The following is a 25,791-nucleotide window of genomic DNA, read 5'->3' on the forward strand; positions in this document are numbered from 1 at the left end:
GCTAGCGCCGGTTCTTTTTTATTTTTTGTGGCACCTTGTATTTAAGCGCTTACAAATTATCTAAAGCTCATTGTTAAAAAACTCCCCAAACTCATTGCCAGATTAGTCGGTTCTTGAGCCTTGTCCGAAGGGGTTTGACTCTTCAATGCTTCCAGTGCTTTATCCCCCTGAACCAAACCAGAACCGTATACTTGGCCGTTTTCACCTAAACTTTGTGTGGTTTCCCGTAGTAAAGTCTCGACTTCAGCTGGTGTCAAGGAAGGATCCTGAGCCAGTAAAGTGGCACTAATACCAGATACAATTCCTGCTGAAAAAGATGTTCCATCCTGCCAGCCGGAGCTGTTGTTCGGTTGTAGCACAACCAGGCTTTCGCCCGGTGCATATATATCGACCTCATCATTATACTGAGAAAAAGATGCAACCTTTCCGTTTAAACCAATCGAACCGACTGAGATAACTCCGGGATAAGATGCTGGATAATAGTAAGGATCGTCGCCTTCCTGTTCGGCACCGTGATTTCCGGCTGCGGCAATGATGATCTTGCCCTTGCTGATAGCATAGGCAATTGCATCGGCATGACTCTGATTATATTCGTAGGAGCCAACGCTTAAATTGATAATTCGAACGTCTTCCCGGTTTGCAGCATCCATAATGGCTGCTGTGATTGCATTGTTATTAAGGGTTTTATCACCAATCCGATAGGGGGCAATTTTGACATTGGCCAGTCCGGCTGCTCCGGCAATTCCGATTCCGTTATCAGTTACTGCGGCAATGGTGCTGCTCACCATTGTGCCATGTCCCTGGGTATCGGTCATATTGGAAGTATCGTTGATAAAATCATAGCCATTTGTAATTCGACCTTCTAAATCAGCCAGATTAACATCCAATCCGGTATCCAGAACGGCCACGACAATTTCATTCTCGGTATCAACTGCGTTCCAGGTATCATCAATTCCGGCCTTTGCATACTGCCAGGTAGTTCCCAGGTAAGGGTCATTCGGATATTTATCATTATTTGCGGCATAAACTAGGCCGGTTGAAAGATTCGTCAAAATAAATGTGGCACTGACTATGATACTTGCTAATTTCTTACTTGCTTTCATTTTATTTTCCCCTTTCAGATCAATAGATCATCGTTTCTTGATACTATTTTAATTAGAATCATTCTAATCTTCTGTAACCAAATCACGTATATTCGGTGACTAAATCACGAAAAGCAGTCACATTCATTTTGTCTTTCCAAATAGGTTGCTTTAAATAAAAAAAGCAACGTTTGCCACGTTGCTCAAAATGTCCTTAAAATAAAGACGGATTTGCAACTGGCTGCCATATAAAACTACTTAGGCCCTAAAGCTTTGCGTCCTCACTTTTCAGTGAGTTTGCCAAATATTAATTTTTTAGTTTAAATAAAAAAATGTGCAACGCATCAGCACGTCGCACATTTCTTCTGTACGGTATTAATGCAGCTGGCTGGCTTTCCATACGGTTAGGCCCCTAAAGCTTTGCGTCCTCATCTTTCGATGAGTTTGCCAAATATTGAATCTTAAGAAAGAACGGTTAGAAATAAAAAAAGCAACGCGCAGGCACGTTGCTTATAAGATCATCTCGTGATTGATCGCAACTGGCTGGCTTTCCATATGGTTAGGCCCCTAAAGCTTTGCGTCCTTATCTTTCGATAAGTTTGCCAAATATTAAATCTTAGAAAAGAATAGTTCAGAATAAAAAAAGCAACGCACAGGCACGTTGCTATAAGATCATCATTTTGATGTGTTTTGCAACTGGCTGGCTTTCCATACGGTTAGGCCCCTAAAGCTTTGCGTCCCTATCTTTCGATAAGTTTGCCAAAAATATTCTATTAAAATAATATTAATGCATCATTCTCAATTTGTCAAGTGAATTTTCATTTTTTTATCTGAGATAAGAATTTTACACGTATCGGAAGAAATAATACACAAACTTGGGTGCCTGTGTAGTGAACATTTCCCGGGTTTCCTTACTGCTAAAAAGCGCATCCGGGTGGTAGCTGGAGCGGTCGGAGTAGCTGACGTAGACGGGTAGATCTTTAAAGGTATGGCGAAAGGCCAATAGGCCTCTTCTTGATTGGGGGGGCGAAAAGACAACCAGCAGCGACTGAACCTGATGTTCGTTGACATAGGTCTGTTGACAGGTGGCGTTTTCAATGGTTGATGTTGCTTTATCATCAATGGTGTAGCACGTCTCAGGGAGTCCAGCGGCGGTCATGGCCTTTTGAATCATCTGGTTGTCTTTAGAATATCCGGAAAAGATAATATAGTTACTATAGCCCTCTTGAAAAAGTCGGATACCTTCGGCGATTCGCAGGGCATCTTCTTCACCGCTAGTGACGATGATCACATCGGCGCGCTGGATGTTTTTTTCAACCACCAGATATTTGGCAAACGCTTCAACGAAACGGTCAGTGTCAACAAAAAGGTAAACACCCAGTACAACAGCGGCAAAAAAAATAAGCAACTGAGCATAGTAAAGTCCCTTTAAAATAAACTTAAAAATTCTTCTGAAGTTCGTCATCCGTTCATCCTTTCAATCGCTAAAAAAAACAACTGTTTTCCAAGTGATGTGTTTTAATGTGGCAAGAAGACTGATTCAAACTGTTATAAGATTAGTATAATACAACCAGTTAGTCAGAGCAATTAAAATCGGCCAACATGCTGGGTTTGTGGATCAAAAAGCGTTGGATCGAGGTTTTTTTGCAGTGACGATAAAAAGTAGTGGCAAAAAATGTCAAAACGGTTAAAATAGTAAAGGTGCGAATTTGTTCGGGAATGACGGACAAAAAAGCGTAAAAAAAGCAAAATGAAATTTGCGATCGAAACAGTTGGAGGAATTGTGTGGAGAAACGAAGTGAGTTTTCAAGTAAAATAGGTTTTGTGCTGGCAGCTGCCGGCTCAGCAGTGGGGCTGGGGAATATCTGGCGGTTTCCCTATCTGGCAGCCAAATATGGGGGTGGTCTGTTTCTGGTCATCTACCTGATTTTTGTGTTGACCCTGGGTTTTACAATCATGATGGCTGAGTTGGCAATTGGCCGTAAATCGCAACTGAGTCCCATGGGTGCTTATCGGGCCCTGGATAAACGATTCGGTTTTGTGGGGGTGATTGCCTCCCTAGTGGCGTTTCTGATTTTGCCCTATTACAGTGTAATCGGGGGCTGGGTAGTCAAATATTTTTTAGTTTTTGTTACTGGTGGCGGGATGACCACCACCGGCGCCGATTATTTTTCAAGCTATATCGCCCGACCCATTGAACCGATTATCTGGCAGGCTATTTTTGTTCTGGCCACCACCTTTGTGGTGATCCGAGGGGTTAAGAACGGCATCGAGAAAGCCAGTAAGATCTTAATGCCGGTACTGATTGTCTTATCGGTTTTTATATCAATTTATTCAATTATGCAGCCTGGGGCGATGGCCGGGGTTTGGTATTTTCTGTATCCGGATTTGGCTAATTTTAGTTTTCAGGCAGTCTTGGCCGCCATGGGCCAAATGTTTTACTCGTTGTCTCTGGCCATGGGGATTATGGTTACCTATGGTTCCTATCTCAGCAAAAAAGATGACCTCGAAACATCGGTCAAGCAAATTGAGCTGTTTGATGCCGGGATTGCTATTCTGGCGGGTTTTATGATCATTCCGGCGGTTTTTGCTTTCTCCGGTGGTGATCCGACAGCGCTTAATAAGGGGCCCGGTTTAATGTTTGTCACCCTGCCCAAGGTATTTGAAACGATGGGCTTTGGCAATGTGATGGGCGGCGTTTTTTTCTTGCTGGTATTGTTTGCGGCGCTGACCTCTTCCATTTCGTTAATGGAAGCAGTGGTGGCAACAGTCTGCGATCAGTTTAAGTGGGAACGCAAAAAAGGGGTGCTGATTGTTACAGTGCTGGCAATTTTGATTGGGATACCCTCTTCTTTGGGACAGGGAGTCTGGAGTGAGGTGCTCATTTTTGGCTTTAATTTTCTGGACTTTTTTGATTTCATAACGAACTCCGTATTGATGCCGGTTGGGGCCTTTTTTACCTGTATCCTTGTGGGTCATGTGCTGGAAACAACAATCATCACCGACGAGGTCAAGCTGTCCTCACCGTTTAAACGGGAAAAGCTGTTTATTATTATGGTCAAATACATCGCTCCACTTTGCATTGTAGCGATTCTGATCAGTTCAATTTTGGAGGCCATGGGCGTGATTAAATATTAACGACCAGCACACCCGCAACAACGGTTTGATGCGATTCGACAACCGTTGCGAATTAAACGTTCTTAATGATTTACTATTTCTAATAAACCAGATATAATGGTTAAAAAGAAAGAAGGTAATTCTTAATGTGTACAAGCCTTACTCTGATGACAACAAACCAGATAAATACGTTGGCCAGAACCATGGATTTCGCTTTTTTACTGGATCCGGAGCTGATCTGTGTACCAAGGAAGTTTTTACTTGAGTCAGAGGTGGATCAAACCCAAAGAGCGGTCAAGTATGCGATGATGGGTATCGGTCGAAATTTGGGCACTTATCTTTTTGCCGATGGTCTCAATGAAGCTGGACTGGCCTGTGCCAGTTTATATTTTCCGGGTTATGCCGAGTATAGTGATACGGTCATCCCGGGTCGCATTAATTTGGCGCCTCACGAAATTGTCGGCTGGCTGTTGACCAATTTTGCAACCCTCGAAGAAGTCAAGGCGGCAATCCCACAGCTCAATATTGTCAGTACACCCCTTAAGATGATGAACGTTATTACCCCACTGCATTGGATCATTACCGATAAAACCGGGCGAACCCTGGTGATTGAACCAATGAAAGAGGGTATTGTGATCCATGATAATCCCCTGGGGGTGATGACCAACAGTCCGGACTTCAATTGGCATTTAACCAACATCCGCAATTATATTGGGGTTTCACCGAATAAAACTGGTTCGATTCAGTTAAATGGCCTGACCTTTAGCCCCTTTGGCGGTGGTTCCGGAAGCGTTGGTCTGCCGGGAGATTACACCCCGCCATCGCGGTTTTTACGGGCACTGTTTGGTCGGGAGGCCATTAATCCCATCGAAACCGAAGAAGACTGCATTAACGCTGCGTTTCACATTTTGGCATCGGTCGATATTCCCAAGGGCAGTGTGATCACCGATGAGGGCATCGATTTTACCCAATATACGGCCTGCATGGTCTGTAATAGCGGCACCTATTATTTCAAGACCTATGATAATAATCAGATCGGCCGGGCCTGCCTGTTTAACGAAGATCTTGATGCCAAAGAACCAAAGGTCTGGGAAATGATGCAAGAACAGCAATATCGGCAATTGAACTAAATGAATAGGATGAATGTGGTAAAAGGTGAACGTGATGGAAAATGGTTTTTGTTATCAAACCCCCTTGGGGAAAATCGTAATCACTGAAAACGGCGAAGCCATTACCGGCTTAAGCTTTGAAAAAGTGTTGCCGGGTCAGGTCAATAACCAGGAGACACCATTGCTAAAAGAAGCCAGCCATCAGCTGGAGCAGTATCTGCAGGGAAAACGCCACAGCTTTGATTTGCCGCTTTGTCCGCAGGGCACCGACTTTCAGCAAAAGGTCTGGAAAGCCCTTCGGGACATTCCCTACGGAGCGGTCTGCAGCTATAAAGATGTCGCATTGGCCATCGGCAATGAAAAAGCCTGTCGAGCGGTGGGGGGTGCCAACAACAAGAATCCCATTGCCATCATCATACCGTGTCACCGGGTAATTGGGGCCAATGGCAGTTTGGTCGGGTATGGGTGCGGCCTGGCAATAAAAAAACAGCTGCTGGAACTGGAAACCAGAGGTGCGAAAGAGATCTGAAATTTTTACTAGTTATGGATCAATGTGGGTATATTTATTATTAGATGACAAATATCTTGAGGAATCGGCTCCACCAGTGGTCATCACTGCGAAGTAAGGGAGAATGATATGATGGTGCTTATCAAAAAAATTAGAGCGAATCTTTCAAAAATTCTCAATCGCATCGCCGAATCCGATGATTTGGAGAAGATCAAAGAAAACGAAGGAAGATTGATGATGGCAATGCTGGGGCCGATGCTGCTGCTGGCCGCAGTGGTCAGTATGTTCGCTGGCTCTTATTGGCAGGAAAGCTGGGATCAAGTCCTGACCGTCAGCGGTGTTCTGTTATTTTGTGGTGTCTTTATTTTACTCCTTTTGCATCTTAAATTGCCGCACCGGCTGGCTTTGCATGTAATGAGCATAACCTTGCTGTTTGGGTTGTTGGCCACCTATCTGGCTTACTATCAGCGGTTTACTGTTATCTTCTGGATGATCATTGTGATCATGATGATCATGTCAAATATGATGATCGACCGAACGCTTTTTTATTATATGCTGCTGGCTGGAGTACTGTTTTTTGTGGATAGTGTTGTCACCTATCCGGTTCTGACGATCCGGATGGATTATGCATTTAATCTGACACTGGTGGCAGTGTTTATATGCATTGTTCTGGCCAGCATTGTCACCAACCGGATCTATCAGCAGATTATTAAAAAAAAATCATTGATGTATGCCAATACGGCCAGTCAGAAGGAAAGTCTGAACAATTTGTATGATGAAGTATTGGCGCATCAGCAACAGCTGGAAGCCCAAAACGAGCTGTTGCTGCATTATAATGCGGAAATTGAAGATAATCAGAAGCGGCTGGAATTCTTGGCGTATACCGACACCCTGACCGGGATTCCCAACCGGAAGAAATTTTTGGAGCAGGTGGAGCTTTTAATTGATCTGAATCAGGAGAATCCCCATCGCTTTGCGATTGTATTTATCGATCTCGATAATTTTAAAAAGATTAATGATTCAATGGGACATGATGCTGGCGATGACTTGCTGATACAGGTAACTGCGCGGTTAAAAAATGCCATCCACGAAAAGGATCTGCTGGGGCGACTGGGTGGGGACGAACTGGCCATGCTGATTCGTCGTCAGATTACCGATGAGGCCTTGCTCGGCTATACACAGAACCTTCTAAACCTGCTGGCAAACCCGCTGAAGCTGGGGGATAAATCGGTGATGATTACCGCCAGTTTTGGGATTGCTATCTGGCCGATTGATGCCAAAAGCAGCAGTGATTTGCTAAAAGCGGCGGATACCGCCATGTATAAAGCGAAGGAGTTGGGCAAAAATTCCATTCAATTTTACCAGAAAGAGATGAAAACGGAAGTTCTCTATAAGATGGCGTTGGAAAACCAGATGCTCGAAGCCTTTGAAAACGAAGCGTTTTTTCTTGAATATCAGCCAATTGTGTGTGCCGCCGATAAAAAGACCGTCAGTTTTGAAGCCCTGCTACGCTGGCGTGCGCCGGATCGGGGTCTTGTTTCGCCAGCCGAATTTATTCCCCTGGCCGAAGAAATCGGGCTGATCGGGGAGTTGGGGGAATGGGTGCTGCGGCAGGCCTGCAAAAAAATCATCGAGATCAACAAGCGTCTGCAGGTTGCTATTCACATTGCTGTCAATGTGTCAGCGGTTCAGATGAAACGACCGGGTTTTTTGGAAGGGGTCAAAACCGTGATCCGTGAAGAAAGGGTTTCACCGGAATGCCTGACCTTTGAGATCACCGAAACCGTTTTTATTGACAACATGGAGCAATCGGTTGCGATCATCAAAGATTTGAAAGCCTTAGGGGTGACCGTTTCCCTTGATGATTTTGGAACCGGTTATTCATCCTTGAGCTATCTGATGCAGCTGCCGATTGATATTCTTAAAATTGATCGGTCTTTTATCAAATCACTTGAAAACGGCCAGAAGAACAGTCAAATCGTGGGAAGCATCATCGAAATGGTTCACAGTCTCAACATTGTTGTAGTCGCTGAAGGCGTCGAAGAAATACCACAGTACGAGTTTTTAAAAAATAAGCAGTGCGATTTGATCCAGGGCTATCTGTTTAGCCGTCCGCTTGGTGATGAGGCAATGATCCGGCATTTAATTGGCCAACAAGATTTAAAATAACAGGCTAAAAGCAATCTGTACAGTTAGGGTTGCTTTTTTTGTTTGATCGAACAGCAACTAAAATTGCTCAAAAAGTTGGATTAACGATCAAAAACGGTTAAAATGATAAGCGTGTAAACTAACTTATAATGTGTCTGCGGCAAGAGAGGAGGTAATAATGAAGCGAATCATCACCACATATTTAAAACCATTTTATCGTCGAATGGCGATTGGTGTATTTTTTAAATTTACCGGGTCGATCATGGATCTGATTATTCCCTCAATTCTGGCCTTGATTATTGACCAGATCATTCCCTTAAAGCAACCTGCACCGATATTTTATTGGGGCGGGGTAATGGTGGTCTGCGCCATCATTGGAATGGTCTTTAACATTATTGCCAATCGGATGGCTGCCCGGGTGGCCAGTGATGCCACCGAAATAATCCGCCACGACCTGTTTGCCCGGGTGATGTATTTTTCCAATTGGCAGATGGATAGCCTGACCAGGCCCTCGGTAATCTCCCGTTTAACCGCCGACACCTACATTGTTCATCAGATGATCATCCGGATTCAGCGGTTGGGGGTACGGGCTCCGATTATGCTGGTCGGCGGGATCATTATCACAATGACCCTGGATCCGGGGTTGGCAATGGTACTAATTGGGATTATGCCGGTCATGATACTGATTATCATCCTGGTTTCCCGAAAAAGCATGCCACTCTTTGCCGGACTGCAACAGGCCTTGGATGGCTTTGTCCGAGTGGTTCGGGAAGACATCAACGGGATTCGGGTCATTAAAGCACTGTCCAAAACCGACTATGAGAAAAACCGCTTTGATACCATTAATACTGACGTGGTGAACCGGGAGAAAAAAGCCCGGATGACGGTGGCAGTGATTTCGCCGGCCATGAACATCTGTCTCAATTTGGGTTTGGTATTGGTGGTTGTGGTGGGAGCCTATGGCGTCAATAACGGCATCTCGGAAGTGGGCATTATCCTGGCTTTTATGACGTATTTCACGATTATTCTTCATGCGGTTTTAGCGCTTTCAAAATTGTTTGAGATGTGGCCAAAGGCCACGGCTTCAGCCGAGCGCATCACCCAGGCGCTGGATCGTGTGGATGCCTTGGCAGTACTGGAACGACCCGAAGACCTTGAGACGGATGCGGAGGCGTTTGTGAAATTTGAGAACGTCACCTTTTCCTATAACAAAGAAGAACCCAATCTGAGCAATATTTCGTTTGCCTTAAAAAAGGGCGAAACCCTGGGGATCATTGGTGAAACCGGGGCTGGAAAAACGACGTTGTTAAATCTGCTGATGCGGCTTTATGATGTGGATAAGGGAAAAATTTCAATCGATGGTCGGGATATCCGGTCCATGGATCCCCGGGAATTGCATCAAAAATTTGGCGTTGTCTTTCAGAATGATATCATTTTTGAAGCTACCATAGAGGAGAACATCGATCTGGGTCGAAATCTCTCAAAAGAAGCCATAAAAAAGGCGATTGTCTGTGCCGGTGCCAAAGCATTTGTGGATGAGAAAGCCAATAAATCCGGTGAGCAGTTAACCATTAAAGGGGCCAATCTCAGTGGCGGTCAGAAACAGCGGATTCTGATTGCCCGGGCGTTGGCAGCCGATCCGGAAATTCTGGTGATGGATGACGCATCAAGCGCCCTGGATTATCAAACCGATGCTGCTTTTCGCAAGGCGATTAAAGAAAACTTTGGTGACACCACCATTATTATTGTCGCCCAGCGGATCAGCTCCATTAAACACGCCGATCGTATACTGGTTTTGGAAGATGGTGTGGCCATCGGCTATGGCAAGCATAAACATTTAATGAAGAGCTGCGAAATTTATCGGGAAATCAGCCATTCCCAGATGGGGGTATCCTGAGATGCGACGATCACAAAAATTTGAAAAACCGCAAAACCGCAAAGGTACTCTGATCCAGTTGGGGGGGTATCTGATGCGCTATAAATGGCGCTTGCTGGCCGCCATCGTCTTAACCATCGGGAGTAATTTGCTGGCCCTGGTGGGGCCACTACTTTCTGGCTACGCCATTGATGCCATTGAGCTGGGTACGGGTCGGGTTGATTTTAGTCGGGTTTTTTATTACGCCGCCTGGATGGTGGTTTTTTATATTGGCTCAGCCGGACTGACCTATGTCCTGGAAGTGTTAATGATCCGGATCAGCCGTCAGGTTACCTTTGCCATGCGTCGGGATGTCTTTAATAAATTGATGGATTTACCCGTTGGTTATTTTGATGTCCATCAGACTGGGGATGTCATCAGCCGGATCACCTATGACATTGATACGGTCAACAGCTCCATTTCCAGCGACCTGATTCAGGTATCCTCAGCGGTGATTACCGTTCTGGGCTCGTTTTTTATGATGGTTGCGATTTCTCCCCAACTGGTGCTGATATTTGCGGCGACGGTACCGGCTTCAATCTTGATGTCCCGTTATCTGGTTAAAAGAACCCGGCCACTGTTTAGCCGACGCTCCCGCAAGTTGGGCGAACTTAATGGCTTTGTGGAGGAAATGGTATCGGGCCAGAAGACCTTAAAAATCTATGATCTGGAAGAAAACACCATCAAGAAATTTAATGTAAAAAACAAGCAGGCGGTGGATGCCTACTACAATGCCGAATACTATGGCAGTATGATTTATCCGACGATTAATTTTATCAACAACATTTCGCTGGCCTGTATCAGTGTCTTTGGGGCGCTGTTATATCTGGTGGGAGCGATGTCGATTGGGCAGATTTCATCCTTTGTGTTGTACTCCCGCAAATTTTCCGGGCCGATTAATGAAATGGCCAACATCATGAACGACCTGCAATCATCGTTGGCAGCAGCCGAGCGGGTTTTTTCGTTACTGAATGAGCTGTCCGAAGCCAAAGACACCGATAAGATGATCGACCTGGCCAGTGTGAAGGGCGACATTGTGATGGAAAACGTCCGCTTCAGCTATGATGCCAATCAGGTGATCATTAACAACTTCAGTCTTAATGCCGAAGCAGGCAAGCTGATTGCCATCGTCGGCCCTACCGGAGCCGGAAAAACCACGATCATCAATCTGCTGATGCGCTTTTACGATACTGAAGCCGGTAATATCTATGTGGATGGCAATGCAGTTCAAGGGCTGACCCGCGACAGTCTGCGAAAGTCCTTTGCCATGGTGCTTCAGGATACCTGGCTTTTTCATGGAACCATCTATGAAAATCTGACCTATGGTAAAGAAAATGCCACCATGGCAGAGGTGGTGGAGGCGGCTAAAGCGGCCCGCATCCATTCGTTTATTGCGCATCTGCCTCAGGGATACGATACGATTTTAAGTGATGATGGCACCAATATTTCCAAGGGTCAGAAGCAGCTTTTAACTATTGCCCGGGCGATGCTGTTAGACGCCAAGATGCTGATCCTCGATGAGGCCACCTCCAACGTCGATACCCGCACCGAGAAAAAGATTCAGGAAGCCATGCGCCAGTTGATGAAAGATAAAACCTGTTTTGTCATTGCCCATCGGCTCTCCACGATCCAGAATGCCGATTTGATTCTGGTGGTGAATCAGGGGGATGTGGTGGAACAGGGCACCCATGAAGAACTGATGAAGCAGCAGGGACATTATTGGCAGATGTATCAGGCGCAGTTTGAGTGATGGAAAAGTACGGGCATCTTAAAACATTGGAAATTACGTATATACAACTATTGACAAGTCTAGTTAAGTGTAGTATTATATGAAAGATTCACAAGTCGATAACGCTTACAATATGGATAAATACAGAAAATTAACCGTGAAGGTTGATCGCTCTACAGTAGTGGAGATCAATTTTCACGGTTTTTTTATTAATCAGGAGAATGAAATCTTTGCAATATTTGCAGTAATAGAGATAACATGGATAGAGTAATCAGAGCAGTTGAAGAACGCTAATATGTCAATATCTGGACACCGAGTATTGACAAACGGTTAAAAATATCAGAATTGATCAAATTACAGTAAACCGTTGAGATTCAGTAAAAAAATAGCATATTATAAACTGAAACCGTGAAGGTTGATTGTCTTACTGCAGTAGGACATAGCTTTTGCGGTTTTTTTATATAGAAAAATATTTTTGATGGAGGAAAGTTATGAAAAAAGGGATAAGGGCACTGGCTCTGTTGGTGATTGTGGCAGTTCTGGTCACAGGTTTTACAGGGTGTACAGGCGCAAAAGCGGATGATAAAGCATCTGCCGTTGAACAAACCCTGGTTGTTGGTGGCGCTAAAGATTTTAAAAATGGTAGTGAGCCTAAAACATTGATTTTTGATTCGCTGATGGATTCGCTGGAGGATATGTCCAGCGGCCCACGGTTGGTAACAGAATGGCAGAATAATGGAGATTTTACCGAATTTACCTTAAAACTGAAAGAAGGGGTCACCTTTTCAAATGGTGAAAAATTTACCGCTGAGGTCGCCAAGTTCAATATTGAATATTGGCCGGTATATCGGGACTGTGGTTATATCAAAAAGATAAAGAATGTTGATATTGTTGATGATAAAACCTTAAAAGTAAATTTTACCGAAAGCTATGGGAATTTTATTGATGAACTCTCAAAAATCTGGGTAACACTTCCGACTGCAGTTGATGCCAAAGGAAATATTACCGATTGGATCGGAACGGGGCCATATGTGTTGCAGGACTACCAGGCAGATATGAGTGCGACGCTGATCAGAAATGAGACGTACTGGCGAACCGATAAAATGCCAGGCATTACAAAAATTGATTATAAGGTCATCACCGATGAAAACTCCCGTGTTATGGCCGTTAAAAGTGGCGATGTGGACGTAATTGGCTTAACCGAACACTATACCGTGTTGCCATTTGCCGATGTACCGGATTTACAGGCAAATAAAGATTTAAATGTAAGCGTTTGCGAAGATTATGGTACCATTACCACCTACAGTTTGAATTGGGCCAAAGGCGTCTGTTCGGATCCCAATGTCAGAAAAGCGATTGCCCTTGGGATTGACCGGGATATGCTTACCAGCACGGTGCTTTACGGAATCCCTGTGCCGACATCCCGCTATGTGTTGGCGAGCTACAAATTCTCTCAAAAAGATGAAGTGCTTAAATATGATCTCACCAAGGCCAAGGCTGCTCTTGAAGTATCGGGTTATAAAGACAGCGATGGGGATGGCATAGTCGAAAAAGATGGCCAGAAGCTTAGTCTAAAAATGGTGGTGAGTGATTCTCAGGTTAATCGGAGTGTTGGGGTCTTTCTACAGGATGCCTTAAAGAAAATCGGGATCGCAGTTGATCTGCAGGTATTGGATGCAACCACCACAAAAACGACCTTAAAAGCCGGTGACTTTGATATGTCCACTTCGCATCCCTGGACGGGCACGGTTGTATCGTATCTTTACTGGCGAGGTAACTCCAGTGCCTATGATGACTATGGGATTGGTTATGGCGTTAATGAAGAAATGAATACGCTCACCGAAGCAGTCAGTGTGACGGGTGATGACAAGGTCAGAGAAGCAGAATTTGACAAAATTTGGAAAATTCAAAATGATTCGATAGCTGGCGTACCACTTTATTTCTCACAACGAATTTTTGTGTCGCAAAAAAATATTGAAGGTCTCAAATTCTGTCCAAATACGTCCGAAGTTGATTTAAGTGACGTCGTAATCAAATAAATAATACCATCAGGGTCGGCAGAATCAGAGGTTCTGCCGGCTTTATTGGCAATTTTTATGGTTTTGTAGGCGAATCAATCAGATTGGAGGAAAAATGAAGAAAATCATAATCAACCGCATTGTGATGCTGATACCGACGGTAATCACGATTGCCTTTCTGGCGTTCAGTATTATGTATTTTTCACCGGGCAATCCGGCTGAGATTTTAATGCACTACCGAAATCCGGAAGGAGGTACAGACCCGGCGGCACTGGCCCATTATGAAGAAATGCTGGGTCTGGATGATCCTTTTTTAACCCAATTTCAAAACTGGTTTACCGGGATTGTCAGCGGCGATTTTGGGGAATCCTTTAAAACCGGAAATCCAGTTGCCGAAGAGTTTTTTTATCGGATTGGCTACACCCTGATGTTATCTTTAACGGGTTTGTTTTTTTCGCTGATCATTGGCATTACCCTGGGATTTATTTCAGCGGAGTTCAAAGATTCCTGGCTCGATAATTTACTGCGCTTGACTCAATCGATTAAAATGTCGATCCCCAGCTTCTGGTTGGCACTATTCTTTATCTATATTTTTTCGACTCAGTTAAGATGGTTTAGTGCCTTTGGTTACAACAGTCCCAAGGATCTGATTCTGCCGGGTCTGGTACTGGGTTTAAGCAATTCCAGCCGGATGGTGCGACTGGTGCGAACCTGTATCCTTGAAGAAAAGGGCAGTGGTTATGTCTATACAGCCCGGGTGAAAGGCTTGAGTGAAAACCAGATTTTTTTTAGACACATCCTCAAAAACATTACCCTGCCAATTATTACCTTAACCGGGGTCAGTCTGGTGAGTATGATTGGGGGAAGTCTGATCATTGAAAATATTTTTGGGCTACCGGGAATCGGAACCTATCTGGTTTCAGCGATTATGGCCAAGGACTATCCGGTTTCGATGGGATTTCTTTTTGCTTACGGGGTCATCATTGTCTTTATCAATTTATTTATCGACATCCTTTATCAATTTGTCGATCCGAGAGTGAGGGACTGTGCCAATGCGGAAATTTAAACTAAAAACAAAAAAACAGCACCAGCAGCTTATCTGGTTATGGTGGGGATTACTGGCATTGCTGCTGGTTTTGATCATTTTTGCACCAGTCATTTTCCCGGAATCCAACACGATTGATTATGCCAGACAACTGCAGAAACCAAGTTTGCAGCACTGGTTTGGAACTGATGAGTTTGGTAGAGATTTGTTGTCCCGGGTTTTTAACGGGATGCGGACATCACTGCTCTATTCGTTGATTATTGAAGCCATCGCATTAGGGATTGGTCTGATGGTTGGGCTTGTTTCCGGTTACATGGGTGGCAGAATTGATGGATTTTTCAGTTACATCATGAATGTTTTTCAGGCCTTCCCGACAACCGTTGCGGCCATTGCTCTAATTGCTGTGTTGGGCACCAGTGATCTGACCCTGATTGTGGTGTTATCGGTTATGGGATGGGTTGCTTACGCCCGGATTGTCCGCAGTGAAACGCTGATTTTTAAGGAACGGGATTTTGTTCTGGGGGCCCGGGCATCGGGGGCGAACAGTGTCTATATTCTGGGAAAACACATTTGTCCCAATGTTCTATTACCGGTGCTGCCGCTGGCAACACTCATGATTGGTCATGGGATTATGGCGATTGCAAGTTTGAGCTTTCTCGGCTTTGGGGTGCAGCCGCCGAATGCGGAAATCGGACTGATGCTGAAAGATTCGGCGATGTTTATTAATCGTGCCCCTTGGCTTTTAGTCGGACCGGGTCTGGTTTTGGCAATGGTGGTGGCTCTGATTAATGCGTTAGGGGATGCAATCCGCGATAAATTAGATCCGCAGCAGCAGATGGTGGAATTATAGGGAGAGAATATGAAAACAGAAAGTGTACTAAAAATTTCGAACTTGAACACCTATTTTCAAACCCCGGATGGCAATGTTTTAGCGGTTTGTGATGTCGATATTGAGATTAAAAAGGGTGAAATTGTCGGGCTCATTGGTGAAACGGGGTGCGGAAAATCGGTGCTGGGTGAGTCGGTATTAAAAGTGTTACCGGAAAATGCAGTTTCAACGGGAAGCATTCTCTTTCAGAACGAAGAGCTGATGGATTTACAACAAAAACGGATGCGGGAGATTCGGGGTCGAAAAATTGCAGTGATTCCGCAGAACCCGTCGGAAGCCTTAAATCCGTTAATCAAAAATAAAAAGCAAATTTTTGAAGCCATTGATCATAACCAGAAACAATTAGGCAGTGATAAAAAGAAACAGGCGATCGGTCTGTTAAAGAAAATGCATTTTAAAGAACCGGGTCAGGTATTGGATTCCTACCCACACCGCCTAAGTGGTGGAATGAAGCAGCGGGTTCTGGCAGCCATGGGTTTATGTGGAAATCCCAGTCTGCTGATTGCTGATGAACCAACCAAAGGTCTTGATGCCATTGTTCGCAGTCAGGTGATTGAAACCTTGATGCTTTTTAAAGAAAATACTGGAACTGCCATGATGCTCATTACCCATGATCTCAACTTTGCAGTAAAGGTATGCGACCGCATTGCGGTGATGTATGCCGGTGAACTGATTGAGATGGGTTCGTGCAGTGAGATTTATAATAAACCCATTCATCCGTATTTAATGGGTTTATTTATGGCGCAGCCAGAAAATGGTTTAGTCCCCATCGAAGGCACCAGTCCCAGTTTGATAAATCTTCCTCAGGGTTGCCGTTTTCACGAGCGATGCGAAAAAGCATCTGAAAAATGCAGACATTTCCATCCCCAAATGAAAAAATTGACATTAACCCATGAAGTGAGGTGCTGGAATCCATGATTGAATTAGTTGATGTTTCAAAATCCTATCGGAAAAATATTTTCGGAGGTCAGCGAATCGAGATTGTTAAGGACGTATCGTTTAGGATTAAGGCGGGTGAAACCCTGGGTTTGATTGGGGCCAGTGGTTGCGGAAAAACCACCCTGGCAAAAATCGCAACGCGGCTGATTAAGCCAACAACGGGACAGATAAAATTTGATGGCGCGGATATTACCGCAATTAAGGAAGCAGAAATGCGGAAAATGCGGCAGCATGTTCAGATTATGTTCCAAAATCCTGAATCGGCACTTAATCCTCGGATTAAAATCTACGATAGCATTGCTGAAATTATGCGGATTCATAAAATTCATCAAAAGAACTCAAGCGAAGAACGGAAAAAAGTCAAAGAATTGATTGAGATTGTTGGCCTGCAGGAAGAACACCTGGTAAGATATCCAGGCGAACTCAGTGGCGGTCAGGTGCAACGGGCGGTTTTGGCCCGGGTATTATCGATTGATCCAAAATTTATTGTGGCCGATGAACCGACATCAATGCTCGATGTTTCGGTACAGGCGCAGATTCTTAAAATTTTAAAAACAGCGCAGAAAGAATACCACTTTGCCTGTCTTTTTATTTCACACAACATTGGTGTGGTGAAGGCCGTCAGTGATCGCATTGCGGTAATGAATGAAGGTGTGATACTCGAATCAGGAGTCACGGATGAGGTGATAGATTCTCCGAAAACAGAATTTACCAAAGCGCTGATGAATAACTACTATTCTGATTTTTATGTTGAGTTGGATGAGGTTGGGAAGCAGGTTTCATAAAAAAGAGAGGTGTAACACGTGTTACTAATAAACAGAAAATTGATTGAGCTGGCCAAGCCATCAGCCAAATGGATTTTTGCCATGGTGTTTGTCAAGCTGGCTTTATTATTTACCGTCATGTATATTTTTGGAATCACCGGAAAAGTGCAAGGTTTACTTTATACCCAGGAGTTGACACCGCAGCTGTTGTTTAATGCCATCATGGTGATGTCACTGATTGCTTTGGTACGCTTTATCGGCAATCTGATTGATGGTGAACTGGCCTATAAATGCTCGGCCGATCTGAGAATTGATTTAAGACACAAGATTTATAAAAAAATGCTGGAGCTTGGTATTGGCTACTCTGAACGCATGGGGACAACGAATGCAGTTACTGCCAGTGTGGATGGGATTGAAGCGCTGGAAACCTATTTCAGTAAATATTTACCGGCCTTGATTTATTGCTTTATTGCGCCCTTTGTGCTTTTTTTTAGAATGACCGGATCGGCACCGGAAGCCGCCTGGGTACTGCTGGTGGCATCGCTGATTGTGCTGCCCATTAATCAGCTGTTCAGGAAGGTTGTCAGACTGCTTAAAGGTGAATACTGGTCAAGATTCAATAAGCTAAATACCTATTATTATGACAGTCTGGAAGGTTTAAATACTTTTGTTCTTTACGATTCAGACGAAAAAAGACGGGAAGACTTAAGTAAAAAATGCTGGGACTTCAGAGATATCACTATGAAGGTGCTACGGTTGAATTTCAATTCTGTGATCATATCAGAAATGATTATTTACATCAGCAGTGCCATCGCCATTGTCTTTATTTCGCAGAACTTTGTAGCGGGTGGGTTTGGCTTTGGTCGGGCAATCTTTTTATTGCTTCTTGCCGACACCTTTTTTGCGCCAGTCCGGGATCTGATGAGTACCGGTCACTCAGCCATGAACGGGGTTGCGGCAGCCGAAAATGTTTTTGGACTGCTGAAACTAAAATCAGATCGGGAAAACCTGGTGTCGACTGATGTTCAAGGCACTTCTGAAAAGTCGGGTTTTGTTTTAGATCAGGTTGGTTTCCAGTACGGGCAAGATCGGCAAATCTTAAAAAATATTTCAATGAAGGTGGAACGAGGCAAGGTAACGGCGATTGTCGGTCAATCCGGCTGTGGGAAAAGTACCATTGCCAATCTGTTAATGCGCTTTTATGATGCCAACAGCGGAACCGTTTATCTGGATGGGCAGGATATAAAAACCCAGGATCCTCAGCAGATTCATAAGAAGGTTTGCATTGTCCCGCAGAATACCTATATTTTTACCGGAACCATTTTGGACAATTTAAAAATGGCCAAAACAGATGCTACCGTCGAAGAAATGATGAAGGCCTTAGATATGGTGAATCTGTCCAGTTTTGTAAACCTACAACCGGAGGGCTTGGACACGAACATTGGCGAAAGGGGAGGCAAGCTGTCGGGCGGTCAAAAGCAGAAGCTGGGAATTGCCAGAGCCATTCTGATGGATGCCGATATTTATATCTTTGATGAAGCAACCTCTAATGTTGATGTGGAAAGTGAAGATGATATCTGGGAATGCATTGGAAAACTGGCCAGAAATAATACCCTGGTGGTGATTTCACACCGTTTGTCAACCATCCGGAAGGCGGATTGCATTTATGTGATGGATAAGGGTGAAATCAAAGAAAGTGGCAGCCATAACAGTCTGATGAAAAAGCGGGGGCTCTATTCTTATATGGTTAACGAACAGGAGTCATTAGAAGGTTTGTTTGAGGGAGGTGAGCTCTGTGTCAGTTGAGAAGAATAACGGAAAAATGAGTGGTTATCAAATCATGAAACGGCTGGCCAGACAGATTAAACCGGTTTCCGGTTACATGGGCCTGTGTATTACCGGGGGAATTCTTGGGCAATTGACAATTCTGGGAACGCTGGTGGCCGGAGTGGGGATCATCTGCAGTTTAGCTGGGATTGAAATGATCTTAAATACCGGTCAATGGATGATTGTGCTTTTTGCCTGTGCGTTGCTCAGAGGGCCCAGTCGCTATCTGGAACAGTATTTTGGACATCACGTGGCCTATAAGCTGCTGGCAATTATGCGGGTCGATCTGTATGATAATTTAAGAAAGCTCTCGCCTGCAAAAATGCTCGATAAGAAGAATGGTGATGTGGTTTCAACGGCCATTTCGGATATTGAGTGCATCGAGATTTTTTTTGCCCATACGGTGGCACCAATTGTCATCGCCATTGTCATTACCTGTCTGTCGCTGATTCTTTGCGCAGTGATCTGGCCGATGGTTGCACTGGTGATGCTGCCTTTTTATGTAATTATCGGGATCGTCATCCCCATTTTTTCGGCTCGTTCGGGTCGGGATACGGGTCGGGCATACCGCTCCTTATTGGGTGACTTGAAATCCTGCCTGATTGACAGCTTAAAGGGGATAAAAGAGGTTATCGTCTTCGGCAAAGGCGAGCAGCAACTGAGTACCATTGACAAAAAGGGCAGAGCCATTAATGAGGTGCTCCATAAGCTGATTCGCCATCGTAATTTTGTAATGGCCTTGCCGGATTTTGGGCGAACCCTGTCCCGGGTAGCAGTAATGGCGATCTGCTCCTATGGCATGATGATTGGCGAGGTTGGCATTGGTGGTGCGGCGGTGTTGATGGTCGTCTTGGCATCCTCCTTTACACCGGTCATTGCCATCAGCAGTTTGTCGGGCAGCCTGCTTCAGACTTTTGCGGCAGCAGAGCGGGTTTTTGCTCTGGAAGATGAAGCGCCCCAGGTCGCAGAGCCGGCGAAACCCCGCAAAATTGGCCAAAAATCTGGGGAAATTTGCATTAGTAACATTGATTTTGCCTATCCATCACGCCCCAATCAGATCATTCGAGACTTTACCATGGAAGCCAAAAATGGGGAGAAAATTGCATTTATCGGCGAGAGTGGCAGTGGCAAATCGACGGCACTGCATTTGCTGCTTCGCTACTGGGATCCGGATAAGGGAGAAATTCGTGTTGGCGGGACGAACATAAAGGATGTCAGCCTCAAGGATTGTCGCAACCATTATGCCATGTTATCCCAGGATACCTGGTTGATGAATGACACCATTGAAGAAAATATCAAAATTGGTAATCCTGACGCCAGCCACGAGGAGGTGGTCGAGGCCGCCAAACGGGCCTGCATTCACGAATTTATTGAGAATCTGCCGGATGGTTATCAGAGTAATGCCGGAGAAATGGGCTCACGGCTGTCGGGGGGCGAACGGCAACGGATTGGGATTGCCCGGGTTTGTCTCAGAGATACGCCGATCATGATTTTAGATGAACCAACCAGCTCATTGGATACCTTGAATGAAAAGAGTATTCTAAAAACCCTGTACACCGAGTTCAAAGATCGGACCATTATTACCGTGTCACATAGGGCCTCAACGGTTGCCGGTTGTGATCGGGTTTATCGATTGGATACGCATTGATTTTAGAGTGGGAAGGAGCGATTCATTAGTTCAATAGGTGAGTAATGTGAGATCAAAGTGTGAGGCGTTGGTTTAACAGCTCAATTATAGCAATAAAGATATCACTATTGTAAAAGGTGGAGGTTTTTCTCACTGACTGAGCTAAGGTCAAGGTTATTAATACAAATGTGGTAATCCGCAGGAGGAAATTTTAGTCAAGCTTAAAGATAAAAACGTCGTTTGATCGACAAATACAACACGCAATGAGCCGGACTCAAAATAGTGATTGACAGATGATTGAGATAGTATATAATGATACTATAAATAACATATGTCATTAATCTGCAGGAGGTGCCAAAATGCCAGGAAGAGATCGAACCGGTCCCAACGGACGGGGCTCTGGTAGTGGAAAAGGATTAGGACGTTGTTCAGGAATAAATGCTTATGGATTTGGAAAAGGTTGTGGCTGCGGACGAAGCAATAAGAAAAGGTTTCAAAAAAGCAAGCTAAATCAAACGGATGAAGCGGTAAAACCGTTTGACGGAATTGAAGCAATCGAAATGAATCAGGAATAGGTGCGGGTGGTAAAATGAAAATTGTAACATTGGCAGAAAACACATCGATATCTGATGCTTTTCAGAACGAACACGGTCTTAGTTTTTTCATTGAAACGGAAACCCATAAACTGCTGTTTGATGTGGGGGCCAGCAGTCTGTTTGCTGAAAATGCCGAAAAACTGGGGGTGAATCTTTCCCAGGTTGATACGTTGATCATCAGTCATGGTCATTATGATCATGGGGGCGGTTTGAAAAAATTTCTGGAAATCAATGATCAGGCGGCCATCTATATCAATGGTAAAGCCTTTGAAAATCATTTTTCAAAACGCACCAATGGCGAGACCTATATTGGCCTTGATCAAGAACTGTTTGCCAACCCCCGTTTTGTCTTTTTGGAGCAGGATTTTGTGATTGATGATGAATTATGCATCTTTTCAAATGTTCAGGGAGAACGCTGTTGCGCCTCGGCCAATGCTGACCTGCTGATGGAAAAAGATGGGCAACGGATGGCCGATGATTTTGGCCACGAGCAGAATCTGATCATCCGCGAAAAAAATCAGCTGGTGCTGGTGGCGGGCTGTGCTCATCGGGGTATTATCAATATTCTCGATCATATGGCATTAAACTATGATCTGCAACCGACCGTTGTCATTGGCGGGTTTCATCTTTATAACCGCTCCCAAAAAAAATCAGAGTCGAAAGAGCTGATCGAGAGCATTGGCAATGAGCTCTTGGGGTCCGAATCAAGGTATTATACCTGCCATTGTACTGGCGAAGAGCCTTATCAAATGTTGAAAACCATGTTGGGCGATCAGGTTAATTATTTAGCAACTGGTAGCCAGGTTAATATTTAAAAAATGAGGAGATAATAATGAACAAAGTAAAAGGAAATATGCGGACGTGTTTAAATCCGGTGGCAAAGGTATTGGTATCTTGTCGGGGATTAAATGGTGAAAATAACGCTCTGGCGGTGGGCTATTGCGGGAATTGCAGTTATGATCCGCCGATGGTAATGGTGGGGATTGTGCCATCCCGGTATTCCTATCATCTGATTAAAGAATCGGGCTGTTTTGTGGTGAATCTGGTTGATCAAGCATATGAGGAAACATTTAATTATTTGGGCAGCCACAGTAAACGGGACGAAGATAAGCTGGCGGTGATGAAAGTCAATCTGGAAGAAGCTAAATTCGTAAAGGCGCCGATTCTTTCCGATTGCCCAGTCAATATTGAATGTACCATTGTGGATTCAATCGTCACCGGATCGCATGAAATGTTTGTCGGAAAAATTGAATATGTCCACGCCGATTCAAAAATGGTCAGTGACGATGGTTGCATCGATTTTTCACAAATTAAATTTTTATAGGCCGCTCTGCGAATCATATTTTGTGATTGACATGAAAAAATTATAATGGTATTATGTCAAAAACATGTTAGTGATTTATAACATGAAAAACAGATAACTTAATTATAAGTGTTAGTCCGGCAGATTTTGGGCGGCGACTTTTTAAATGCGTTTAAATAGAATAATTCAAGGTGCCGATCATGGCGATCGGAGAATAGGGAAGCTTAGAAAGCACGGACCCACCACTGTGAACAGGGACGAATTCTCAATTACCACTGAGCTAAAGCTTGGGAAGGGGAGAATAGGATGAACTGTTAGTCAGGAGACCTGCCTTGATGTGAAAAAAATGCCAGGGGATAGATGGCGCTTGATTTAGAATACCTTGAGATGGGAAGGGTTTCTTTTATTTATAAAAGGAGCTCTTTTTTTATTTGCCCTGATTAAGTCAGGAGAAAAATTAGCAACGTTTAAAATAATAACAAGATAGAAAAGAGGAGAAGTTATGAATTTTGAAGAGCGATGGATTGCAAAAAAGAAGCGGACCGATCTGAATGAAACCCAACAGTTCTGGGATATTCGGGCGGTGGAGTTTAATGAAATGGGAAAAAGACAAATGGACGATGACCCGGTGATCACGCTTTTAAAAAGCAAAGGTGCCATCTTTCCGGGAGCCCGGGTGCTCGATGTCGGCTGTGGTGCCGGCCGCTATTCCAAAGCCTTTCTGGAAATGGGCTGTGAGGTAGTGGGCATTGATATTTCCCCCAATATGATTGATTTCTCAAAGGATAATACGGCCAGTCTAAATGCTGATCATTTCACCTTCAAGGTTCTGCCCTGGGAACAGGCGGATCTGGTCGCAGAAGGATGGGAAGGTTATTTCGATCTGGTTTTTGCTTCCATGAGTCCGGCCATCAGCGGCCCGGAGGAAGTCCGAAAAATGATCCAGGCTTCCAAAGGTTATTGTTTTATGAGCAGTCATCTGATTAAAGAGGACAAAATCGGGGCCGAATTAAGAGCGGTACTGAATCAGGAGAACCGTGCCGCAGACTATCGCAACACCTTGTACTACGCCTTTAATATGCTCTGGGAAATGGGTTGTTTTCCGGAGTTTAGACATCGTGAGAATCAGCGGGTTAAGGTCTGGGATGTGGAAAAAGCAGCAAACTATTATGAGCATATGCTAAGAGCCACCGATGAAGAAACCAAACAGGCAATTCGGGATTATCTTGACAAAAAAAGTGATAACGGCCAGATTGAAGATGTGAATTATTCGAAAAATGGCCAATTGCTGTGGTCTGTTGAATCCCTTCAAATAGAAGGGAGATAATAATGCTTAAAAAACCAAATGCAGTCATTGAGGTGGATGGCGACAGTCTGGAATTGTATCAGAAATTCAACAGTAAAAAAACAGGATTGATTATCATCCTCTGTATGCTGTTGCTGATTGTTTCGATTTTGGCTATGAACAGTGGTGCCATGGAATTGGATCCCACCGATATCATTAAAACCCTGATGAGTATCGGGTCTGAGATTTCCAGTGTGGTAGTATGGCGGATTCGCCTGCCCCGAATTTTGGCAGCTGTGATAGCCGGTGCCGGTTTGGCGGTGGCCGGATGTGTGATGCAGAATAATTTGAGAAATCCCCTGGCATCTCCATCCACCCTGGGGATTTCCAGTGCAGCAGCTTTTGGCGCTAATATTGCGATTATTGTTTTGGGAGCGGGAACGGTTCAGAGCTCAGCAGTCCAGCCGATCATTGTAAACAACCCTTATCTGGTCACAATCTTTGCCTTTGTCTTTTCAATGGGGGCAACCATGGTGATCCTGATGTTAGCACGAATGCGCAATTTTTCACCGGAGGCCATTATTCTGGCAGGGGTGGCATTAAGCTCACTTTTTGGAGCTGGCACCACCCTTATTCAATATTTTGCTGAATCTGTGCAGATTGCCGCAGCCGTGTTCTGGACCTTTGGAGATCTGGGACGGGCGGCCTGGACGGAGGTTTCTATCATGGCTATCGTGGTGGGATTGTCGATGATTTATTTTATGATGAAACGCTGGGATTATAATGCTCTGGATAATGGACCTGATGCCGCTAAAAGCTTGGGGGTCAATGTGGAAAGAACCCGATTTTTTGGTCTACTGGTCTCATCAATGATCACGGCGGTTACGGTTTCCTTCCTTGGGGTTATAGGGTTTGTTGGACTGGTGGCACCTCAAATGGTCAGACGTTTGATTGGTGGGGATCATCGTTTTCTTATCCCCATCTCGGCTTTGATGGGATCGTTGCTGCTGCTGGTTTCGGATACCTTTGCACGTACCATTATTTCACCTATTGTTTTGCCCGTTGGGGCGGTCACATCATTTTTGGGAGCTCCCCTGTTTTTATATCTCTTGATTAAAGGAGGAAAACGCAGTTGAATTTACAAGTCGATGGACTGTCTTTTAATTATCCTTGTCACGAGGTGTTGAAAGGTATTTCTTTTTCAATGAAAAGGGGAGAGTGTCTGGCCATATTGGGAACAAATGGCGCTGGAAAATCCACGCTGCTCAAATGTATCAATAAAATATTAAGGCCCCAGGGTGGAAGCGTCCTGATCGAACAGGAAAACATCAAAGATTTCAGACAGGTTGAGCTGGCAAAAAAAGTGGCCTACGTATCTCAAAGCAACCACAGTACAGCCACCACGGTTTTTGATTCCATTCTGATCGGTAGAAAGCCCTATATCAAATGGGATGTGAGTAAAAACGATTTGAATATTGTCAATGAGACCATCAAAATGTTGAGTCTGGAAAAATTTGTGCTTAAAAATGTAGATGAATTAAGTGGCGGCGAGTATCAGAAGGTGTTAATTGGTCGGGCGCTAGCCCAGGAAACTGATGTGTTGATGCTGGATGAGCCAACCAGTAGTTTGGATCTGAAGAATCAGCTGGAAGTACTACAATTGATAAAGGAAATTGCCAGCCTGAAAAATATCACTGCCGTGGTAACAATTCATGATTTGAATCTGGCACTGCGTTTTGCTGATAAATACATCTTATTAAAAAACGGCGTCATCCATGCCGCCGGCGGAAAGGAGGTTATTACCGAAACGAACATAAAGCAGGTTTATGGTGTTGACGTAACAGTTGAACAGGTTAACGACCGTTCGGTTGTGGTTCCAGTTTAAAACAA

At 44.4% G+C, this 25,791-nt stretch carries 21 protein-coding genes and 5 riboswitches; of the genes, 19 read left to right on the forward strand and 2 right to left on the reverse strand.

What is annotated here, in order from left to right:
* Nucleotides 1-56: 56 nt before the first annotated feature.
* Together Q7P33_RS00005 and Q7P33_RS00010 are read right to left on the reverse strand one after the other, a co-directional pair.
* The gene (locus tag Q7P33_RS00005) at nucleotides 57-1,103 is read right to left on the reverse strand and encodes a S8 family serine peptidase (RefSeq protein WP_303866020.1); all 1,047 of its coding nucleotides are present in this window, start codon (nucleotides 1,101-1,103) and stop codon (nucleotides 57-59) included.
* 208 nt (nucleotides 1,104-1,311) lie between these two features.
* Nucleotides 1,312-1,394, reverse strand: a riboswitch (cyclic di-GMP riboswitch).
* A 64-nt stretch (nucleotides 1,395-1,458) separates the two neighbouring features.
* Nucleotides 1,459-1,541, reverse strand: a riboswitch (cyclic di-GMP riboswitch).
* Nucleotides 1,542-1,613: 72 nt separating this feature from the next.
* A riboswitch (cyclic di-GMP riboswitch) is annotated at nucleotides 1,614-1,696 on the reverse strand.
* A 74-nt stretch (nucleotides 1,697-1,770) separates the two neighbouring features.
* A riboswitch (cyclic di-GMP riboswitch) is annotated at nucleotides 1,771-1,853 on the reverse strand.
* Nucleotides 1,854-1,926: 73 nt separating this feature from the next.
* Nucleotides 1,927-2,547, reverse strand: a complete 621-nt coding sequence (locus Q7P33_RS00010) for a YdcF family protein (RefSeq protein WP_303866023.1) — start codon at nucleotides 2,545-2,547, stop codon at nucleotides 1,927-1,929.
* Nucleotides 2,548-2,867: 320 nt separating this feature from the next.
* Between Q7P33_RS00010 and Q7P33_RS00015 the strand changes: the two genes are divergently transcribed.
* The 19 genes from Q7P33_RS00015 to Q7P33_RS00105 all read left to right on the forward strand — a co-directional run bounded on the left by Q7P33_RS00015 (nucleotide 2,868) and on the right by Q7P33_RS00105 (nucleotide 25,786).
* A complete protein-coding gene (locus Q7P33_RS00015; RefSeq protein WP_303866025.1) occupies nucleotides 2,868-4,220 on the forward strand; it encodes a sodium-dependent transporter in 1,353 nt (450 codons plus the stop codon).
* A 125-nt stretch (nucleotides 4,221-4,345) separates the two neighbouring features.
* Nucleotides 4,346-5,329 carry a choloylglycine hydrolase family protein gene (locus Q7P33_RS00020; RefSeq protein ID WP_303866028.1) on the forward strand — a complete coding sequence of 328 codons (984 nt, stop codon included), beginning with the start codon at nucleotides 4,346-4,348 and terminating at the stop codon, nucleotides 5,327-5,329.
* Between the two features lie 34 nt (nucleotides 5,330-5,363).
* Complete coding sequence (locus Q7P33_RS00025) at nucleotides 5,364-5,837, forward strand: methylated-DNA--[protein]-cysteine S-methyltransferase (protein WP_303866031.1); 474 nt, start codon at nucleotides 5,364-5,366, stop codon at nucleotides 5,835-5,837.
* A gap of 108 nt (nucleotides 5,838-5,945) precedes the next feature.
* Nucleotides 5,946-7,985, forward strand: a complete 2,040-nt coding sequence (locus Q7P33_RS00030) for a bifunctional diguanylate cyclase/phosphodiesterase (protein ID WP_303866034.1) — start codon at nucleotides 5,946-5,948, stop codon at nucleotides 7,983-7,985.
* Nucleotides 7,986-8,142: 157 nt separating this feature from the next.
* The gene (locus tag Q7P33_RS00035) at nucleotides 8,143-9,861 is read left to right on the forward strand and encodes an ABC transporter ATP-binding protein (RefSeq protein ID WP_303866036.1); all 1,719 of its coding nucleotides are present in this window, start codon (nucleotides 8,143-8,145) and stop codon (nucleotides 9,859-9,861) included.
* A gap of 1 nt (nucleotide 9,862) precedes the next feature.
* Nucleotides 9,863-11,629, forward strand: a complete 1,767-nt coding sequence (locus Q7P33_RS00040; protein WP_303866038.1) for an ABC transporter ATP-binding protein — start codon at nucleotides 9,863-9,865, stop codon at nucleotides 11,627-11,629.
* A gap of 470 nt (nucleotides 11,630-12,099) precedes the next feature.
* Entirely contained in the window at nucleotides 12,100-13,647 is a 1,548-nt protein-coding gene (locus Q7P33_RS00045; protein ID WP_303866040.1) for an ABC transporter substrate-binding protein, read from the forward strand.
* Between the two features lie 94 nt (nucleotides 13,648-13,741).
* On the forward strand, nucleotides 13,742-14,692 hold the full coding sequence (locus Q7P33_RS00050) for an ABC transporter permease (protein WP_303866043.1): 951 nt from the start codon (nucleotides 13,742-13,744) through the stop codon (nucleotides 14,690-14,692).
* Nucleotides 14,679-15,521, forward strand: coding sequence for an ABC transporter permease (locus Q7P33_RS00055; RefSeq protein WP_303866045.1), 843 nt, complete (start codon nucleotides 14,679-14,681; stop codon nucleotides 15,519-15,521). Before Q7P33_RS00050 ends, Q7P33_RS00055 begins: the two co-directional genes overlap by 14 nt.
* 9 nt (nucleotides 15,522-15,530) lie before the next feature.
* Nucleotides 15,531-16,478: an ABC transporter ATP-binding protein gene (locus tag Q7P33_RS00060; RefSeq protein ID WP_303866047.1), complete on the forward strand. Its 948-nt coding sequence runs from the start codon at nucleotides 15,531-15,533 to the stop codon at nucleotides 16,476-16,478.
* A complete protein-coding gene (locus Q7P33_RS00065) occupies nucleotides 16,475-17,284 on the forward strand; it encodes an ABC transporter ATP-binding protein (protein WP_303866049.1) in 810 nt (269 codons plus the stop codon). Before Q7P33_RS00060 ends, Q7P33_RS00065 begins: the two co-directional genes overlap by 4 nt.
* Before the next feature lie 18 nt (nucleotides 17,285-17,302).
* Nucleotides 17,303-19,069 carry an ABC transporter ATP-binding protein/permease gene (locus Q7P33_RS00070; protein WP_303866051.1) on the forward strand — a complete coding sequence of 589 codons (1,767 nt, stop codon included), beginning with the start codon at nucleotides 17,303-17,305 and terminating at the stop codon, nucleotides 19,067-19,069.
* On the forward strand, nucleotides 19,059-20,738 hold the full coding sequence (locus Q7P33_RS00075) for an amino acid ABC transporter ATP-binding/permease protein (protein WP_303866054.1): 1,680 nt from the start codon (nucleotides 19,059-19,061) through the stop codon (nucleotides 20,736-20,738). Before Q7P33_RS00070 ends, Q7P33_RS00075 begins: the two co-directional genes overlap by 11 nt.
* Nucleotides 20,739-21,076: 338 nt before the next feature.
* Nucleotides 21,077-21,292 carry a DUF5320 domain-containing protein gene (locus Q7P33_RS00080; RefSeq protein WP_303866057.1) on the forward strand — a complete coding sequence of 72 codons (216 nt, stop codon included), beginning with the start codon at nucleotides 21,077-21,079 and terminating at the stop codon, nucleotides 21,290-21,292.
* A 14-nt stretch (nucleotides 21,293-21,306) separates the two neighbouring features.
* Entirely contained in the window at nucleotides 21,307-22,128 is an 822-nt protein-coding gene (locus tag Q7P33_RS00085; protein WP_303866060.1) for an MBL fold metallo-hydrolase, read from the forward strand.
* A gap of 17 nt (nucleotides 22,129-22,145) precedes the next feature.
* Nucleotides 22,146-22,637, forward strand: a complete 492-nt coding sequence (locus Q7P33_RS00090) for a flavin reductase family protein (RefSeq protein WP_303866062.1) — start codon at nucleotides 22,146-22,148, stop codon at nucleotides 22,635-22,637.
* A 151-nt stretch (nucleotides 22,638-22,788) separates the two neighbouring features.
* Nucleotides 22,789-22,966: riboswitch (cobalamin riboswitch) on the forward strand.
* A 152-nt stretch (nucleotides 22,967-23,118) separates the two neighbouring features.
* Nucleotides 23,119-23,943 carry a bifunctional 2-polyprenyl-6-hydroxyphenol methylase/3-demethylubiquinol 3-O-methyltransferase UbiG gene (locus Q7P33_RS00095; protein WP_303866065.1) on the forward strand — a complete coding sequence of 275 codons (825 nt, stop codon included), beginning with the start codon at nucleotides 23,119-23,121 and terminating at the stop codon, nucleotides 23,941-23,943.
* 2 nt (nucleotides 23,944-23,945) lie between these two features.
* The gene (locus Q7P33_RS00100) at nucleotides 23,946-25,037 is read left to right on the forward strand and encodes an iron ABC transporter permease (RefSeq protein WP_303866068.1); all 1,092 of its coding nucleotides are present in this window, start codon (nucleotides 23,946-23,948) and stop codon (nucleotides 25,035-25,037) included.
* Nucleotides 25,034-25,786 carry an ABC transporter ATP-binding protein gene (locus Q7P33_RS00105; protein WP_303866071.1) on the forward strand — a complete coding sequence of 251 codons (753 nt, stop codon included), beginning with the start codon at nucleotides 25,034-25,036 and terminating at the stop codon, nucleotides 25,784-25,786. The genes Q7P33_RS00100 and Q7P33_RS00105 overlap by 4 nt, the downstream gene beginning before the upstream one ends.
* Nucleotides 25,787-25,791 lie beyond the last annotated feature (5 nt).

The sequence above is a fragment of the Acetobacterium wieringae genome, from assembly GCF_026646375.1.
In the GTDB taxonomy this organism is placed as follows: domain Bacteria; phylum Bacillota; class Clostridia; order Eubacteriales; family Eubacteriaceae; genus Acetobacterium; species Acetobacterium wieringae_A.